Annotated in this window: 17 protein-coding genes; 7 read left to right on the top strand and 10 right to left on the bottom strand. The window is 66.6% G+C overall.

The genetic code is table 11. The features are described from left to right. Window positions 1-133: 133 nt before the first annotated feature. Window positions 134-2,086, bottom strand: coding sequence for a lytic transglycosylase domain-containing protein (locus WS54_RS28880; protein WP_059780797.1), 1,953 nt, complete (start codon window positions 2,084-2,086; stop codon window positions 134-136). Between the two features lie 8 nt (window positions 2,087-2,094). Here WS54_RS28880 and WS54_RS28885 point away from each other — a divergent pair, with 8 nt between their 5' ends. Then, window positions 2,095-2,703 carry a 5-formyltetrahydrofolate cyclo-ligase gene (locus tag WS54_RS28885; protein WP_059780796.1) on the top strand — a complete coding sequence of 203 codons (609 nt, stop codon included), beginning with the start codon at window positions 2,095-2,097 and terminating at the stop codon, window positions 2,701-2,703. 86 nt (window positions 2,704-2,789) lie between these two features. Here the strand turns inward: WS54_RS28885 and WS54_RS28890 are convergent, their stop codons facing one another. Further along, a complete protein-coding gene (locus tag WS54_RS28890) occupies window positions 2,790-3,302 on the bottom strand; it encodes a winged helix DNA-binding protein (protein ID WP_011546427.1) in 513 nt (170 codons plus the stop codon). A 149-nt stretch (window positions 3,303-3,451) separates the two neighbouring features. Here WS54_RS28890 and pxpB point away from each other — a divergent pair, with 149 nt between their 5' ends. The 6 genes from pxpB (at window position 3,452) to WS54_RS28915 (ending at window position 7,617) form a co-directional block, all read left to right on the top strand. Beyond that, a complete protein-coding gene (gene pxpB / locus WS54_RS28895; protein WP_059780795.1) occupies window positions 3,452-4,108 on the top strand; it encodes a 5-oxoprolinase subunit PxpB in 657 nt (218 codons plus the stop codon). Next, on the top strand, window positions 4,105-5,172 hold the full coding sequence (locus tag WS54_RS28900; RefSeq protein WP_059780794.1) for a biotin-dependent carboxyltransferase family protein: 1,068 nt from the start codon (window positions 4,105-4,107) through the stop codon (window positions 5,170-5,172). Before pxpB ends, WS54_RS28900 begins: the two co-directional genes overlap by 4 nt. Window positions 5,173-5,227: 55 nt before the next feature. Continuing rightward, window positions 5,228-5,992, top strand: a complete 765-nt coding sequence (pxpA, locus tag WS54_RS28905; protein ID WP_034208618.1) for a 5-oxoprolinase subunit PxpA — start codon at window positions 5,228-5,230, stop codon at window positions 5,990-5,992. 439 nt (window positions 5,993-6,431) lie between these two features. Continuing rightward, a complete protein-coding gene (locus WS54_RS34050) occupies window positions 6,432-6,605 on the top strand; it encodes a hypothetical protein (protein ID WP_179955214.1) in 174 nt (57 codons plus the stop codon). Window positions 6,606-6,890: 285 nt separating this feature from the next. Then, entirely contained in the window at window positions 6,891-7,274 is a 384-nt protein-coding gene (locus WS54_RS33805) for a hypothetical protein (protein WP_159086712.1), read from the top strand. A gap of 85 nt (window positions 7,275-7,359) precedes the next feature. Next, window positions 7,360-7,617, top strand: a complete 258-nt coding sequence (locus WS54_RS28915) for a hypothetical protein (RefSeq protein WP_059780792.1) — start codon at window positions 7,360-7,362, stop codon at window positions 7,615-7,617. Between the two features lie 29 nt (window positions 7,618-7,646). On the opposite strand, the gene WS54_RS28920 is transcribed toward WS54_RS28915, so the two are convergent. The 8 genes from WS54_RS28920 to WS54_RS28955 all read right to left on the bottom strand — a co-directional run bounded on the left by WS54_RS28920 (window position 7,647) and on the right by WS54_RS28955 (window position 17,642). Beyond that, window positions 7,647-8,420, bottom strand: a complete 774-nt coding sequence (locus tag WS54_RS28920; protein WP_236872777.1) for a response regulator transcription factor — start codon at window positions 8,418-8,420, stop codon at window positions 7,647-7,649. A gap of 686 nt (window positions 8,421-9,106) precedes the next feature. Then, on the bottom strand, window positions 9,107-10,252 hold the full coding sequence (locus WS54_RS28925; protein ID WP_059780790.1) for a TraB/GumN family protein: 1,146 nt from the start codon (window positions 10,250-10,252) through the stop codon (window positions 9,107-9,109). Next, the gene (locus WS54_RS28930; RefSeq protein WP_059780789.1) at window positions 10,245-11,261 is read right to left on the bottom strand and encodes a peptide ABC transporter ATP-binding protein; all 1,017 of its coding nucleotides are present in this window, start codon (window positions 11,259-11,261) and stop codon (window positions 10,245-10,247) included. The genes WS54_RS28925 and WS54_RS28930 overlap by 8 nt, the downstream gene beginning before the upstream one ends. After that, window positions 11,258-12,256, bottom strand: coding sequence for an ABC transporter ATP-binding protein (locus tag WS54_RS28935; RefSeq protein WP_059780788.1), 999 nt, complete (start codon window positions 12,254-12,256; stop codon window positions 11,258-11,260). The genes WS54_RS28930 and WS54_RS28935 overlap by 4 nt, the downstream gene beginning before the upstream one ends. Window positions 12,257-12,340: 84 nt before the next feature. After that, window positions 12,341-13,258 carry an ABC transporter permease subunit gene (locus tag WS54_RS28940; RefSeq protein WP_059780787.1) on the bottom strand — a complete coding sequence of 306 codons (918 nt, stop codon included), beginning with the start codon at window positions 13,256-13,258 and terminating at the stop codon, window positions 12,341-12,343. A 4-nt stretch (window positions 13,259-13,262) separates the two neighbouring features. Further along, a complete protein-coding gene (locus tag WS54_RS28945; protein WP_034208627.1) occupies window positions 13,263-14,273 on the bottom strand; it encodes an ABC transporter permease subunit in 1,011 nt (336 codons plus the stop codon). A 110-nt stretch (window positions 14,274-14,383) separates the two neighbouring features. Further along, window positions 14,384-16,012 carry an ABC transporter substrate-binding protein gene (locus WS54_RS28950; protein ID WP_034208628.1) on the bottom strand — a complete coding sequence of 543 codons (1,629 nt, stop codon included), beginning with the start codon at window positions 16,010-16,012 and terminating at the stop codon, window positions 14,384-14,386. 322 nt (window positions 16,013-16,334) lie between these two features. After that, the gene (locus tag WS54_RS28955; RefSeq protein WP_034208629.1) at window positions 16,335-17,642 is read right to left on the bottom strand and encodes an MFS transporter; all 1,308 of its coding nucleotides are present in this window, start codon (window positions 17,640-17,642) and stop codon (window positions 16,335-16,337) included. Between the last annotated feature and the right edge of the window lie 54 nt (window positions 17,643-17,696).

Here is a 17,696-nt window from a genome sequence, read left to right on the forward strand (position 1 = left end):
TTGTTTGGCCCGGCCAATCGGCGCTCCTTGCTTCTTGCACTGCAGCCGGCCAGGCTCGTTCGCAAGCCCGTTATTAGCGTGAACAGCCCCTTAAACACTGCCGCGTCTCGCGCGGCAGTGTGAAGATTGCTTATCAGGGCGAGATCATGCCTAGACGTTTCTTCAACGACTGCGGTTTGCCCTCGAAGAGCGCCGCGTAGTAGACCGTGTTCGACAGCACGTTCTTCACGTAGTCGCGCGTCTCGTTGAACGGAATCGTCTCCGCGAAGATCGCGCCTTCGACCGGCTGCGTCAACACCTGGCGCCACTGGCGCGGCCGGCCCGGGCCCGCGTTGTAGCCGGCGGTGGCGAGCACCGGCGAGCTGTCGAAGTTGTTGTAGATGTCCGCCAGATACCAGGTGCCGAGCTGGATGTTGGTGTCGATGTCGTGCATCTGCGCACGCGAGATCGTGCCCAGGCCGAGCTTCTTCGCGACCATCTGGGCCGTCGCCGGCATCAACTGCATCAGGCCGCCCGCGCCCACCGACGAACGCGCGCTGATGATGAAGCGCGATTCCTGGCGGATCAGTCCGTACGCCCACTCGACGTCGAGGCCCGTCGATTGCGCGTAGCGCTCGACGGTCGTGCGGTACGGCGACGGATAGCGCAGCGTGAAGTCGTGCTCGGCCTTCGTGCGGTCGGCCGTGTTGACCGTGCGGTCGAGCAGCTCGACGCGCTTGCCGTATTCGGCGGCCGCGAGCAGCTGGCGATCGGTCATCCCGCGCAGCGGCCAGTTCCATTCGCGATTGCCTTCGAGGCGCAGGTTCAGCGCGTAGAAACGCTGCGCGAGCGCGAAGCCGGGGATCTTGCCCATCGCATCGATCTCGGCATCGCTCACCTTCGTGCGCGGCGGGATCGTCGTGCGCTGGCCGAGCTCTTCGCCGGCCAACTGCCCGTAGAAGTTGAACTGGCCGGCGACCTGCTCGAATTCCTGGTTCGCCTGCAGCGTGTCGCCGCTTTGCTTGAGCGCGCGCGCATGCCAGTAGATCCACGCCGGATCGTTGCGCAGCGACGGCGGCATCTGCTCGATCGACCAGCGCACCATCGGCCAGTTGCCGGCGAGCAGCGCGGCGCGCGTGCGCCATTCGTAGCCCGGGTTCGACAGCGGCGCGTTCGCCGATTTCGCATACCAGACCGATGCCATCGGCGAGCGCTTGATCGCGCCCTGGTAGCCGATCGCGCCCCACGCGATCGCCTGTTCCTGCTTGGTCAGCGAAGGCGCGACCGTCGTCAGCATCCCGGCGGCGGCGTCCGGATCGTTGCGCGCCATGCGGCCGAGCGCGATCAGCGCGAGCTGATGCGACGCGGCATCGGGGCCGACGCCGCGCGCGAGGTACAGCGGCGGCGCGCTCGTCGCCTGGTCGAAACCGGCCGGGCGCGGGCCGAGCGCATCGACGATCTTGCCGCCGAGCGTCGTGTAGTTCTGCTCGTACGCGAGGCGCGCCTGCTGCCACACGTCGTCGCTCGTGAACTGCTGGTTCACGGCGAGCGCGGTGATCAGGTCGACGCACGCATCGCCGTAGTTCTTCGGCTCGACGAGCAGCGCGCGCGCCGCGTCGGCGACGTTCTCGTTGCGCGCCGCGCGCGATTCGAGCGCATAGCACTTGACCTGCGTGTCGTCGTCGAGCACGAAGCGCTTGTACTGATCGTCGAAATTGCGCCAGTCGTGGCGCGCGCCGAGCACGAGCAGGTAGTCGTTGCGCAGCCGATCGGCGATCGCCTGGCCGTCGTAGCGCTGCAGGAACGACTGCACGGGCGCGTCCGGCGCATCGACACGCGCGCGGCCCGTCGAATCGAACAGCTGCGGCTTGATCTGGAAATACTCGACGTAGGACGGAACCGGATAGTTCGGGATCATCGACGCGAGCTGCGCGGCCTTCGCGGCGTCGTTGCGGCGTGCGGCTTCGCGAAGCTGCACGAAGATCTGGTCATCCCCGGGGAGCGTGTCGTCGTTCGGTGCGGCGCACGCGGCCGTGCCCGCGACGAGCGCGCCGGCCGAAAGCATCAGCGCGACCGCGCGATATACTCGAAAAAGGCTGTTCGACATCGTTATGAATGGAGCACGAAGTGAGCGAAAGCATAGCACGCAACCCTGTGCCGAACCCGAAGGTTGCGCTGCGCAAAACGCTGTCCGGCGCCCGTCGCGACGCCGCGTCGCAGCCCGCCGCGAACGCCGCGCTCGACGCGCGGCTGCGCACGCTGCTCGACCGTCTGGCGCCGCGCACGGTCGGGTTCTACTGGCCGCTGCCGGGCGAATTCGATGCGCGCGACGCGGTGCTCGCCTGGTGCGCGGCGGGGGCCGGCCGGTGCGCCGCGTTGCCGGTGATCGGCGAGCGTCACACGCCGCTCGCGTTCCACGCGTGGGACACGCACACGCCGATGCGCGAAGGCCATCACCGGATTCCCGAACCGGCGTCGGGAATCGTCGTCGTGCCCGATCTTTTGCTGATTCCGTGCGTGGGATTCGATCCGCAGCGCTACCGGCTCGGCTACGGCGGCGGCTACTACGACCGCACGCTCGCCGCGTGGCCGGGCGACGCGCTGCCCGTGACGGTCGGCATCGCGTACGAAGCGTGCCGAGTCGATGCGCTGCCGGCCGAAGCGCACGATCTCGCGCTGCACTGGATCGTCACCGACGGCGCGCTTTATCCGGCCGCCGGATAATGCCGCTGCGGCCGCAGCGACCGTCGCCGCCGGCCTGCGAGCGCGGCGCGGCGCCCGAGCGTTTCCGCGAGCGTTTCCGCCAACGCTTACAGCGATGCCGCCGCGCGCGCGGCCGTGTCGTAGAGGCCCGAGGCATGACGCAGCAACTGCGCCGCGTCGCCGATCTGCTCGTTGGTGAGGCCGCTGTCCTTCAGCGTTTCGATCAGGCAGTGCTCGCGAACCTCGCGGTACTTCAGGCACAGGTCGCGGCCCGCGTCGGTCGCGAAGAAGAACACTTCCTTGCCGCTTTTCTCGCTCTTCACGTAGCCGCGGGCGATCAGTTTTTTCAGCGCATAGGTCGCGACGTGCGTATCCTCGATATTGAGCACGAAGCAGATGTCGGCGAGCTTCTTCTTGCGTTCGCGATGGCTGACGTGATGCAGCAGCGAGACCTCGACCGCCGTCATGTCCTTCGCCCCCGCCGCCGACATGCAGCGGACCATCCAGCGGTTGAACGCGTTGCCGGCCATGATGAGCCCGTATTCGAGCTCCGACAGCTCCGCGCTCGAATCGGAAACGAGGTGTTCGGATGACACGATCTTGGTCGCAGGACGCTTCATGGAAAGGCGGCGCAAGCCGGATGACAGGATGTGCCCGAGTGTACGCCAGAAGCCCCGGCCGACGGGCTAGGCAAAAACGCTTATTGATAAGTTGTCGATATTTTGTCGACAATGTGCGCTAACATTGCCGTCCGAACCGTGCCAGTCCGATGACGCAACCCCGCATTTATCCGCTCGGCGATGCCGCCCTCGTCTGCGAGGTGCCGCCGCCCGCCACGCTCGATTGCCAGCGCCGCGTCTGGGCCGTGGCCGAGGCCGCGCGCGCGTGGCCCGACGTGATCGACGTCGTCCCCGGCATGAACAACCTGACCATCGTGTTCGACGCGCTCGCCGCGACGGCCGACTCGCTCACGCCCGCGCTGCGCGACGCTTGGGAGACGGCCGACATCGAGCACGCGGACGGCCGCGAGGTCGAGATCCCGGTCGAGTACGGCGGGGCCGCCGGCCCCGACCTGGCCGCCGTCGCCGCCCACACGGGCCTGTCGGCCGACGAGGTCGTCGCGCGCCACGCGGCCGGTACCTACGTCGTGTTCTTCGTCGGATTCCAGCCGGGCTTCGCGTATCTCGGCGGCCTCGACGCGTCGCTGCACACGCCGCGCCGCGCGGCGCCGCGCCTCGAGGTACCGGCCGGCTCGGTCGGCATCGGCGGCGCGCAGACGGGCATCTACCCGGCCACGTCGCCCGGCGGCTGGCAACTGATCGGCCGCACGTCGCAGTCGCTGTTCGATCCGGCGCGGCCGCAGCCGACGCTGCTGCTGCCCGGCGACCGCGTCCGCTTCACCATTGCGGGAGTCGACCCACGATGACCCAGAGCCACGCACCGGGCACCATCGAGGTCGTGCGGGCCGGCCCGCTGTCGACCGTGCAGGATCTCGGGCGCCGCGGCACGCGCCATCTCGGCGTCGCGCAGGGCGGCGCGCTCGACGGCCTCGCGCTCGAGGTCGGCAACCGGCTCGTCGGCAACCGCCCCGACGCGGCGGCCGTCGAAATCACGATCGGCCCCGCCACGTTCCGCTTCACGCGCGCCACGCGCATCGCGATCACCGGCACCGAATTCGGCGCGACGCTCGACGGCAAGCCCGTGTACTCATGGTGGAGCCTGCCGGTCAGCGCCGGGCAGACGCTCGTGCTGCCGGCCGCGAAACGGGGCATGCGCGGCTACCTGTGCATCGCGGGCGGCATCGACGTGCTGCCGATGCTCGGCTCGCGCAGCACCGATCTCGCGTCGCGCTTCGGCGGCCTCGGCGGCCGCGCGCTGCGCGACGGCGACCGGCTCCCGGTCGGCGTGCCGCCGGCCGGCGCGGGCTGCCTCGCGGCCGATGCGCCCGAATTCGGCGTGAAGGCGCCGGCGTGGTGCGCGTTCGTGCGCGTCGACGAGCCGCCGCGCCGCCACCGCCCCGCGCACGCGCCGTGGGCGATGCCCGTGCGCGTGCTGCCGGGCCCCGACTACGGGTCGTTCGCGGCCGATTCGCAGCAGGCGTTCTGGGACGAGGAATGGCTCGTCACCGCGAACAGCAACCGGATGGGCTATCGGCTCGCCGGCGCCGAGCTCGTGCGCGAGCGCCCGGTCGAGCTGCTGTCGCATGCGGTGCTGCCCGGCACGATCCAGGTGCCGCCGAACGGCCAGCCGATCGTGCTGATGCACGACGCCCAGACCACCGGCGGCTACCCGAAGATCGGCACGGTGATCCGCGCCGACCTGTGGAAGCTCGCGCAGGCGCGGCTCAACCTGCCGATCCGCTTCGTGCGCACGACGCTCGACGCCGCGCGCGCCGCCCTCGTCGCGGAACGGGCGTACTTGCGGCAGATCGACGTCGCGATCGAGATGCGCGAGGAAGCGCGCCGCGGCGCCCAATCGCGCGCGGCGTGACAATGACGGAAGCGGCACGAAGGACGCGCCACGCAACCAGTGGACGAGGAACATCATGGAAATCGATCTGAATGCCGATCTCGGCGAAGGATGCGGATCGGACGAGGCGCTGCTCGACCTCGTCACGTCGGCGAACATCGCATGCGGATGGCATGCAGGCGGCGCGAATGCGATGCGCGACTGCGTGCGCTGGGCCGTGCAGAAAGGTGTGTCGATCGGCGCGCATCCGAGCTTTCACGATCCGGAGAATTTCGGCCGCAAGGAAATGCAGTTGCCGGCCGGCGACATCTACGCGGGCGTGCTGTACCAGCTCGGCGCGCTGTCGGCGATCGCGCAGGCCGAGGGCGGGCGCATCGCACACGTGAAACCACATGGCGCGCTGTACAACCAGGCCGCGCGCGATCCGATGATCGCCGACGCGGTGGTGTCCGCGATCCACGACTTCGATCCGTCGCTCGCGGTGTTCGGGCTCGCGAACAGCGTGTTCATCGCGGCCGCGCGACATGCGGGGCTCGCGGCGGTGGAGGAAGTGTTCGCCGATCGCGGCTACCGCGCGGACGGCTCGCTGGTGCCGCGCAGCCTGCCCGGCGCGTTAATCGACGATGAAGAGGCGGTGCTCGCACGCACGCTCGACATGGTGCGCAACCGGCAGGTGCGCGCATTGAGCGGCGAATGGGTGCCGCTCAATGCGCAGACCGTCTGCCTGCATGGCGACGGGCCGCATGCGCTGGCGTTCGCGAAAAGGATTCGCGCGGCGCTCGAGGCGGCGGGCGTCGACGTCGTGGCGCCCGGCGCGCTGCAGGCCGACGAAGGGGCTTAAGTCGTTCCACTTCCACTGGCGCCTCTTGCGCCTACGTGCAGCGCTTCTCGAGCAAGGCCGCGTCACCCGCGAGCGTCGCATCGGAAGGGCATCCGGCGCGGCATGCCTTCGCCGGTTTGCGGATTCGTCGCATCGTCGAACGAATACACCGGATTTCGCTCCCCTCAACATCGAAGGCTCTTTTCGGCAAGCTCCGTCCTTCGAGAGCGCGGCACGTCGGCTCCTTGATTCCTTCGACCTGCATCGAAGCATCGATTCGCCGGACGGGGCGGCTGGCGCTCGCGTCGCCCGAGAGACAGCCCGTCTTCCGCCGAATTATCTCGAAAAAACCGTGAGAAATTCCATATTTTCAGACGATTGAGCCGCTGTTAAGTTTGAGGCCGAGACAGTCAATCGGAATGGCCGATCGGTTTTCTCGCATTCAAAGGAAACTTGACTCATGCGGGTTCTGACGAAGGACGAAATCAACCAAGCCAGCGGCGCGATTACCTGCACGCTCAATCCGAATCCGATCAATCTCGCCGACCTCGCGATCGCAACGGCATTGGGGGCGCTGGCCGGCCCTCAAATGGCGATTCTCGCTGGCGGCGGCAACTTCCTCTCCCAAAGCTGAATTTGCCGGTTCTGACCCAGATCGAAGCCCCGATCGACCCGGTCGGGGCGATTTGCGTACTCGGCCAGATGTGTCCTGAACCAAACCGCTCGATCCAATGAAACTCAGCACGGTCACCGATATCCTCAAGAGATACTGGGTCTATGGCGTTTTTCTTGCCCCTCTGGCTCCCCGTTTCGGAGGCGGCTGGAAAGGTATCGTCCTTGCCGCGATCATCCGGTCGGCAATCGTTTCGATACCGTATGCAATTCTGTTCCACGCATTCTCATCGGAAAATATCTTTGGATGGCTAATCGTCAGCTCGTCCGCACTTCTTTACTCGATCTGGCAGGAATTTCGCGCGAGCCCAAAAAATCGGCACTGACATCGCGCCCCGTCAGAATGCTCGAATCGACTAAAACCGACGAAAACCCAATCGCAATGGATGCCGTGAAACGATTCATGATCCGCTGGATTCATTTCAATCCACTTGCACGCCGCTTCGGAGGTGGGTGCACGGGAATCGTCATGGCCGCCACAGCAAAAACCGCGCTGTTCGCAATCATCCATGCCGTCGTACTCGGCGTCACCGATATCGGAACACTTTCGTCGTGGCTCGCTTCCACTGCCGTGATGTTTGTCGTCATGCTGGCAGGCGAAGTGCTCGGCCAATGGGTTCATCGACGCTAACCCCGACACGCACCGACCGGCCCCGGGTTGGACGGCACCGCCGAAATCAGGCCCTGTCCGAATCGACCACGCGGTCCGTCAGGCAATGAAAAGCAAAACCCTCGCTGCAACCCTGAAAAAACTGGCTCGGCACGGCATCTTTCTCGGTCCGCTTGCTCCTCGCCTGGGAGGGGGATGGATCGGCATCCTGGCTGGCGGAGCAGTCAGAGGCCTCGTATTTTCCGTACTGTCCGCACTGGCGCTGTACATGCTCGGCACATGGGAACTGTTCAAATGGAGCGTGGGGACCGTCGGTTTTCTCGTGTATTCGGTCTTGCTTGAAATAGACCTGAGCCGGCAATGACGGTGCCGACTGCTCATTGACGTGCTCGTTCATCGCGACATCGCATCGCGCTGGCGGGCAACCGGTTCGTCCTGCCCGCCTTCCCATCCCAAGCCCTGCCGTGCATCGATCATCCCCAGCGCGATCGCTCGCGTGATCGCATGCGTGCGATTCCTGACCCCAAGCATCCGCATCACGTTCGCGATGTGATTGTCGACCGTGCCGACAGCCAGCGTCAGCGCCGTCGCGATTTCCTTCGTCGAATACCCGGCGCCGAGCAACTGCAGCACATCCCGCTGGCGTCCCGTCAACCGCACGTCGGCCTCGGCGTGCGCAGCGATCTCCGGATACGCGGAGCGGCCGTCGAGCACTGACTGCAGTGCGTCGGAGAAATCGCCGAGCGGCACACCCTTGGCAAGGTAGGCGATCATGCCGAGGCGCTTCGCCTCGGCGATCCACGACGGTCGCACACCCGCCGTGACGATCGCGCATCGATCGGCGACACCCGACGCATGAAACTGCCGCGCAAACGGCAGCCCGCCGCCAGGCACCTCAAGATCCAGAAGAATCCGGAACCACGCGGGCGCGCGATGAAACACTTCCATCGCGCCGCTCGCACTGTGACAAATCGTGACGTCGAGCCGGGCATCGAGGTCCACCAGCGCACCGCCTATCGCATTCGCAACGATCGGATGCGCATCGACCACCAGCACCGGCAGGCGCTCCCGTCCTCGTCCGTTCATCCGTCCGCCCCTGTTCGTTCGCCGTGGTAGGACGTAGACGGTGCCATCTCGGGCATCTCGACACAATCGCATAGCGTCCATTGTGCTGAACCCGGACGGGTGGCGCCGGCTCGTCGGGCAGGTTCGATTCAGCTTGGGAAGAGACGCCCGGCCGAGATGGCAGGCGAAGGAGAACGTGCCGGCGTGCCCGGCACGCGAGGCGGTATACGGCACATCGAGTTGGGCACGATCACGAACGGAACACGTCGGCCGCACCAAAGAAAAAAGCGCCCTCGTGGCGCTTTTCCGTTGGCGCAATCGCTGCGGCTTCGCCGTCTGTCGATTCGCCCCCCGAAACCGTCTTTCGACGGTGACCGGAAAACCATTCCGGATTAAAAAACGTCCGCCGCCGCCCGATCACTGCCTTCCCCGGTCAGACGACGGAACGTCGCTTATGTGCAAGTCGGCCCGCATGCATGTGTTGTTCGACGACGATTGGCCCCGCCGTGCATGCAGACTCTCCGCGGCCGGCACGTGCTTCACGTGCCGGCGACGCTCACCCCGCGCTTTATTTCTGCTACCCCGTAGAACTTATCTATTCTTTTCATTTTTTCAACTTGTGGGGTGAAGAATAGATATCGGCCGAACGGGATGTCAATCGTTTTAAACGCTATTTTCCGACGATTCAAGGGTTTTCCTTATCGAGCGACGCCACCGCGCAGGCGCCGTGGGCCGTGCGCGCGACGTCGATCAAACAGGGGACGATCGATGCGGGCAGGCGGGCGCGATCAGTTCGCGTCGACCCGGTATCCTTGCTGGCGCAACAATTCGAGCACGCCGCGCGGGCCGCCCAGATGCAGCGCGCCGATCGCGACGAACAGCGGCCGGTTCGGCGCGGCGATTGCCGTCATCCGTGCAACGAAGCGCCGGTTGCGCTCGTACACGATCTTGTTGTCGAGCGACGCCGACAGCGCCTTCGAACGCGCGAGCCGCTCGCTCTTCGCGACGGCCCATGCGGAGATCGCATCGGCGTCGCCAATTCGCCACAGCCGGTGCAGCGCCTTGATGTCGTCGGCGTTCTGCGCGGGCGTCTGCACCATGTCCTGCGCGAGCATCTCGCGCTGCTCGGCGAGCGTCAGCCCGGTGAACGCGCGCATCTGCTCGGCGAGCGTCTCGAGTCCGATCACGCGGCCGCCCTTCTTCTTCAGGAACACGTTCTGCAGTTGCGCCTCGGTGCCGTATTCGGTCTGCAGGCCCGCCGACAGCGAATCGTAGGTCTCGACGACGAGCGCCGCGAGCCACGGCCGCATCTTGCGGATCTCGGCGAGCGCGGCCGGATTGCCGCGCAGGCGCGCCGCGAGCCGCTCCCACAGCGGCTCGGGCAGCAGGCGCTGCAGGCACGGGTAGCGGCACACGCCGTACTTCGACACGTCGTCCTGCGATTCGAGCAGGTCGTCGGGCGACAGTTCGAGCGCGAGCGTCGGCGACGCGGCGAGCGCCGCGAGGATGCGCGGCCGGAATGGCTGCGCGCTCGGGTAATCGGACGGATCGCCCGTGTGCAGCGTGCCGAGCACGTAGAGCGTGACCTTGCCCTTGGTCGCGACGTAGAAAGGCATGCGCGCCGGCTGCACGCGCACGGTGCCGCGCGATACCGTGCCGTCCGCTCCGGCCGGCGCGTGGAAGCCCGGCAGGCTCATGCCGGGCGGCGGAACCTGCGACGGATGAATCGGCGAAGTCGCCGGCGCACGCCCTTCGGCGCGCGCCGGCTCGACGGGCACCACGACGCTGGCCGCCACGCACGCACCGGCCAGCGCCGCGCCCGTGACGGTGCGCACGCTCCAGCGCCGCGCGTAGCGGTACGCGCGCAGCGCGCGCGCGCTGCCGGCCCCCGCACGGCGCACGCCGGACACGCGCGCCGCCAACGCTTCAGGCATTCTCCTCCCCGACCTCCTCAGCGCGATGGCAGGCCACGCGCCGGCCGTCCACTTCACGCAATTGCGGCTCCTCTACACGGCACCGCTCGATCGCATACGGGCAGCGCTGGTGAAACGCGCAGCCCGACGGCGGATTGAGCGGCGACGGCAGCTCGCCCTGCAGCTTGATCTGCACGCGGCGGTCTTCCTCGAAGATCGCCGGCGTCGCCGACATCAGCGCCCGCGTGTACGGATGGCGCGGCCGTGCGTAGATCGTCGCCTTGTCGCCGAGCTCGGCGACGCTGCCGAAATACATCACCATCACGTCGTCGGCGACGTGCTCGACCACCGACAGGTTGTGCGAGATGAACACGTAGCTCGTCTTGAACTGCTCCTGCAGATCCATGAACAGGTTCAGGATCTGCGCCTGGATCGACACGTCGAGCGCGGACACCGGCTCGTCGGCGACGACGATGCGCGGATCGAGGATCATCGCGCGCGCGATCGCGACCCGCTGGCGCTGGCCGCCCGAGAACATGTGCGGATAGCGCTTCGCGTGCTCGGGCCGCAGGCCGACCGTGCGCATGATCTGCGCGATGCGGGCGGCGCGCTCGGCGGCGCTCAGGTTCGCGTTGATCTCGAGCGGCTCGGCGAGCGTCTGCTCGACGGTCTTGCGCGGGTTGAGCGACGCGAACGGGTTCTGGAACACCATCTGCACGCGGCGGCGCAGGTCGGCGATCGTGTCGCGGCTCGCGCCGGCCACGTTCTTGCCGTCGATCGTCAGGCTGCCCGACGTGGGCGTCTCGATCATCGTGAGCTGGCGCGCGAGCGTCGACTTCCCGCAGCCCGACTCGCCGACGACGGCGAGCGTCTTGCCGCGCTTCAGCGAGAACGACACGCCGTTCAGCGCCTTCACCGTGCCCTGCCCGAACATCCCGCGCTTCACCGAATAGTGTTTCGCGAGCGCGTCGGCGACCAGCACCGTATCGTCGTCGCGAGACGCGTGGCGCGTTTCGTGGACAGCATTCATCGTGCGCCTCCGTTCAGATCGAGGGTGGAAAGATTGAGCGGCTTGATGCAGCGCGCGCGCATCGCATCGTTGCCCGGCACCAGCGTGTCGAGCGCCGGCCGCGCCTTGCGGCAATCGTCGACGACGTACTTGCAGCGCGGCGCGAACAGGCAGCCGGACGGGCGATCATCGCGGCCCGGCACCATGCCCGGCAATGCGGCAAGGCGACGCGCCCCCTGATTGTGCTCGGGAATCGCCGCGAGCAGCGCTTCGGTGTACGGATGATGCGGCGCGCGGAAGATGTCGGGCACGCGGTTGGTCTCGATGATCTCGCCCGCGTACATCACCGCGACGCGATGCGCGACCTCGGATACCACCGCCAGATCGTGCGAGATCAGCACGAGCGCCATCCCGCGCTCCTTCTGCAGCTTCACGAGCAGATCCATGATCTGCGCCTGGATCGTCACGTCGAGCGCGGTGGTCGGCTCGTCGGCGATCAGCAGCTTCGGGTTGCACGCGACCGCCATCGCGATCATCACGCGCTGGTTCATCCCGCCCGACATCTGATGCGGGAACGACGCGATGCGGTTCTTCGCATCGGGAATGCCGACCTGGTCGAGCAGTTCGAGCGCGCGCCGGTGCAGCGCGTCGCCGCGCAAGCCTTCGTGCAGCTTCAGCACCTCCTTGATCTGGTAGCCGACCGTGTAGCTCGGATTCAGGCTCGTCAGCGCGTCCTGGAACACCATCGCGATGTCCTTGCCGACGATCCTGCGGCGCGCCTTCGGCGACGCCTTCAGCAGGTCGACGCCGTCGAACGTGACCTCGTCGGCCGTCACCTTGCCCGGCGCGTCGATCAGGCCCATCAGCGCCATCATCGTCACGCTCTTGCCCGAGCCCGATTCGCCGACGACGCCCACCACCTCGCCCGGCGCGACAGACAGGTTGATCCGGTCGACCGCGGGCAGGCCGTTGAAGTTCACCGCGAGATTGCGGATAGTCAGTAGATTTTGGGTCATGCCATCCTCCGCCGGGCCGCCCCAAGGAGGATGACCGCCCCCTTGGGGGGCAACGAACGAAGAGAGTGTGGGGGTCGTTTCATATCACGCCATCCGCTTCAGTTTGGGATCGAGCGCGTCGCGCAGCCCGTCGCCGAGCAGGTTGATCGCGAGCACCGAAATCAGGATCGACAGCCCGGGCATCGTCACGATCCACCACGCGTTGTCGATGTAGTCGCGCGCGGACGCGAGCATCGCGCCCCACTCGGCGGTCGGCGGCTGCACGCCGAGGCCGAGGAAGCCGAGCGCGGCCGCGTCGAGGATCGCCGACGAGAAGCCGAGCGTTGCCTGCACGATCAGCGGCGCCGTGCAGTTCGGCAGCACCTGCGAGAACATCAGGCGCAGCGTGCCGGCGCCGGCCACGCGCGACGCGGTCACGTATTCCTTCTGCAGCTCGCCGAGCGCCGACGCGCGCGTGAGGCGCACGTAGGCCGGCAGCGCGACGATCGCGATCGCGAACATCGTGTTGGTGAGGCCCGGGCCGATGATCGCGACGACCGCGACCGCGAGCAGCAGCGACGGCAGCGCGAGCAGCACGTCCATGATCCGCATCACCGGCGTGTCGGCCCACTTCTGGAAGAACGCGGCGATCAGGCCGAGCACGATGCCGGGGATCAGCGCGAGCACGACCGACACGAAGCCGATCCAGAACGACATCTGCGCGCCGAACATCAGCCGCGAAAGGATGTCGCGGCCCGCTTCGTCGGTGCCGAGGATGAATTGCCAGTTGCCGCCGGCGAGCCACGCGGGCGGGATCTTCACGTAGTCGCGGTATTGCTCGACCGGGCTGTGCGGCGCGATCAGCGGCGCGAGGATCGCGACCAGGATCAGCAGCAGCACGACGATGCCCGCGCCGACGGCGCCGCGGTTGCGCGAGAAATTGGCCCAGAACTCGCGCAGCGCGAGCGCACGGCCGCCGGCCGGCGCGGATTCGCTCGGCAGGGTATTTTGCAGATTGCTCATGGAATTACCTCGTGTGGCGGATGCGCGGATTCAGCACGCCGTACAGCAGGTCGACGACCAGGTTCACGACGATCACGAGCGTCGCGATCAGCAGGATGCCGCCCTGGACGACCGGATAATCGCGGCGGCCGATCGCATCGATCAGCCACTTGCCGACGCCGGGCCACGAAAAGAGCGTCTCGGTCAGCACGGCGCCGGCAAGCAGCGTGCCGATCTGCAGGCCGATCACGGTGACGACCGGGATCAGCGCATTGCGCAGCGCATGCACGACGACCACGCGCACGGGCGACAGCCCTTTCGCGCGGGCGGTGCGGATGTAGTCCTCGCGCAGCACTTCGAGCATCGACGAGCGCGTCATTCGCGCGATCACCGCGAGCGGGATCGTGCCGAGCACGATCGCGGGCAGGATCAGGTGGCTCACCGCCGACTTGAACGAGCCTTCGTCCGGCGCGAGCAGCGCGTCGATCAGCATGAAGCCGGTCGGATGCGGGAAATCGTATTCGACCGCGATGCGCCCCGACACGGGCGTCCAGCCGAGGTACGACGAAAACACCATGATGAGGATCAGCCCCCACCAGAAGATCGGCATCGAGTAGCCGGTGAGCGCGGTGCCCATCACGCCGTGATCGATGACCGAGCCGCGCCGCAGCGCGGCGATCACGCCGGCCGGCAGTCCGACCACGAGCGCGAACACCAGTGCGCACAGCGACAGTTCGACGGTCGCCGGGAAGCGCGCGAAGAATTCGCCCGCGACGCTGGTGTTGGTGATGATCGACATGCCGAGGTCGCCATGCAGCGCCCGGCCGACGTAGTGGAGGTACTGCAGCGGCAGCGGCTCGTCGAGCCCGAGGCGCTTCATCGCCTCTGCGTGCATCGCGGGATCGACGCCGCGCTCGCCCATCATCACTTCGATGGGGTCGCCCGGTATCAGGTGAATCAGCGCAAACGCCAGGATGGTGATGCCGATGAAGGTCGGGATCACCATCCCCACGCGGCGCAACACGAATCTGAACATGATGCGTCTCGTATTTTCTTGTGGGAAATGTGCGACCGGCGACGGGAAGCTTTTGGCCTCCCGCCGCCGGATGAGTTAGCCGGTCTTCGCGACAGCTTACGACAGGCGCGTTACTTCACGCTCACCCCGTCGAAACGGGCATAGCCGAGCGGTTCGATACGCATGTCGACCACGTTCTTGCGCACCGGCTGATAGACCGTCGAGTTCGCGATCGGCGAGAACGGCAGCTGCTGCGCGAAGATCTGCTGCGCCTGCGTGTAGAGCTTCGTGCGCGCGTCCTGGCCCGTCGTCGTGCGGCCCTTCTGGACCAGCTCGTCGAACGGCTTGTAGCACCAGTGCGAGAAGTTGTTGCCCTTGATCGCCTCGCAGCCGAGCAGCGTGCCGAGCCAGTTGTCCGGATCGCCGTTGTCGCCCGTCCAGCCGATCAGCATCGTGTCCTGCTCGCCGCCGTGCGCGCGCTTGATGTACTCGCCCCACTCGTACGTGACGATCTTCGCCTTCACGCCGATCTTCGCCCAGTCGGCCTGGATCATTTCGGCCATCAGGCGCGCGTTCGGGTTGTACGCGCGCTGCACCGGCATCGCCCACAGCGTGATCTCGAAGCCGTTCGGATAGCCCGCCTTCGCGAGCAGCGCCTTCGCCTTCGCGGTGTCGTACGCGGCCATCTTCAGGTTCTTGTCGTACGACCATTGGGTCGGCGGCATCGGTGCGGTCGCGGCCTGGCCGGCGCCCTGGTAGACGGACTCGAGGATCGCCTTCTTGTTGATCGCCATGTCGAGCGCCTGACGCACTTCGAGCTTGTCGACCGGCTTGTGCTCGACGTTGTACGCGAGGTAGCCGAGGTTGAAGCCGGCCTGCGACGGCATGTCGACGTTCGGATCGGCCTTCAGCGTCGCGATGTCGGCCGGGCGCGGATAGCTCATCACCTGGCATTCGTTGCGCTTGATCTTCTGCACGCGCACGCCCGGATCGGGCGTGATCGAGAAGATCAGCTTCGACAGCTTCACCGCACCCTTCTTCCAGTAATCAGGATTGCCATCGAAGCGGATCGTCGCGTCCTTCGTGTAGCTGCGGAAGATGAACGGGCCCGTGCCGATCGGCTTCTGGTTGATGTCGGCGGCCTTGCCGGCCTTCATCAACTGGTCGCCGTATTCGGCCGACAGGATCGACGCGAATTCCATCGCCATGTTCTGGATGAACGGCGCGTTCGGCTCGGCCAGCGTGAACTTCACGGTGTACGGGTCGACCTTCTCGATCTTCGTGATCAGCTTGTCGAGGCCCATGTCGGTGAAGTACGGGAACGACACCGGGTATGCCTTGCGGAACGCGTTGTTCGGATCGAGCATGCGCTCGAACGAGAACACGACGTCGTCCGCGTTGAATTCGCGCGTCGGCTTGAAGAAGTCGGTCGTGTGGAACTTCACGCCATGGCGCAGGTGGAACGTGTACACCTTGCCGTCGGACGACACGTCCCACTTCTCGGCGAGGCCGGGCTCGACCTTCGTACCGCCGCGCTCGAATTCGACGAGGCGGTTGTAGACGGTGAACGTGGCGGCGGTGAAATCGACGCCGGTCGTGAATTGCGCGGAATCGAAACCCGCCGGGCTGCCTTCTGAGCAGTAGACGAGCGTTTTGTTCGGGATCTGTGCGAATGCAGAGCCCGCGACGCCGAGCGATGCCGCTGCCACGCCTGCCATGGCGGTAACACGCAGGGTGTGCAACAGACGGTTGTATTCCATGTTTCCTCCAGGTCTCCAGATCGGAACCGGCCCCGCCAGGGGCCGGCGTACGCGGATATTACTTGAGCTAACGATGCGGCAACAAGCTGGAGAAAAAACTCTTCTGGATGCCCGCCGGGTTTTTGCCGATTTTTAGTGTGGGTAAAAAATGCGACAACGCGCGCGAGCGACGATTCCGTTCATTTCGCGGCATGTTTCGTTCGACGACTAAACAATTCGGGTGCGAACACGAAGGGGGCGACGCCCCGTTTCCTCCGCATTCCGCAGCACATCATTGCGTTTTGCGAAACGATTCGATGACCGTCTTCGAATCGTCACGTCGTCACGCCGGCGCATCGAGATCGGCGCTGCGCGCGGGCACGAACGCGACCGCGACGATCGACAGCGCGAGCCCCGCCATCACGTAGTAGGTCGGCGCGAGCGGCGTGCCCGTGACCTTGATCAGCCACGTGACGATGAACTGGCCGAAGCCGCCGAACAGCATCACCGCGACGTTGTACGCGATCGACAGCCCGGTCGAGCGCACGTTGGCCGGGAACAGCTCGGCGATCATCGCGCCGAACGGTCCGTAGTAGCCCGCGAGCGTCACCGACAGCACGGCCTGTACCGCGATCAGCCGCCCGATGCTCGGCGCCGCGTCGAGCCACGCGAACAGCGGATACATCAGCGCGAGCGTCAGCACGAGCGACCACAGCGACAGCCCCTTGCGGCCGATGCGGTCCGACCACGCGCCGGCGACCGGCGACAGCACCATCAGCAGCAGGTTGCCGACGATCACCGCGTAGAACGATTCCGCATAAGGCAGCTTCAGTTGCTTCACCGCGAAGGTCGGCAGATAGCTGATCAGCACGTAGATCGTCACCGTGAGCGCGATCACCGAGCCGAGCCCGCACAGCACCTCGCGCGGGTGGCGCGTGAACACTTCGCCGAGCGTCGCGCGGCGCGCGCTTTGCTGCGCATGCAGGAATGCTTCGGAATCCGCGAGATGGCGGCGGATGTAGAAGCCGATCGGGCCGATCACGAGCCCGAGGATGAACGGCACGCGCCAGCCCCAGCTGCGCAGCGCGTCGTGCGACAGCCCGCGCGTGACGGCCGCGCCGACGAGCGCGCCGATCAATAGCGCGGCCGCCTGGCTCGCCATCTGCCAGCTGCCGTAGAAACCGCGTTTCGAGAACGGCGCGGCTTCGATCAGCAGCGCCGTCGCGCTGCCGAATTCGCCGCCCGCGGAAAAGCCCTGCAGCAGGCGGCCGAGCACGATCAGGAGCGGCCCGCCGATGCCGATCGCCGCATAGGGCGGCGCGATCGCGAGCAGGAAGATGCCGGCCGTCATCAGCAGGATCACGAGCGACAGCGCGGCCTTGCGGCCCGCGCGGTCCGCGTACAGCCCGAACACGATGCCGCCGATCGGGCGCATGAAGAACGCGACGCCGAACGTCGCGGTGGTGAGCAGCAGCGACGAGTATTCGCTGGTGGTCGGGAAGAACAGCTCGGCGATCACGACCGTCATGAAGCCGAACACCGTGAAGTCGTACCACTCGAGCGCATTGCCGATCACGGCGGCCACCACCGCGCGCCGGTTCAGCGCACGCTCGGGCCGGGTCGCTTTCGTTGAATTCGCAATCGTCGCCATGCGTGCCTCGTCCTCGTGAATACGTCGTATCGGGCGGTTCGGCGCGCGGCGTGC

The organism is Burkholderia sp. NRF60-BP8 (genome assembly GCF_001522585.2).
Lineage (GTDB): Bacteria > Pseudomonadota > Gammaproteobacteria > Burkholderiales > Burkholderiaceae > Burkholderia.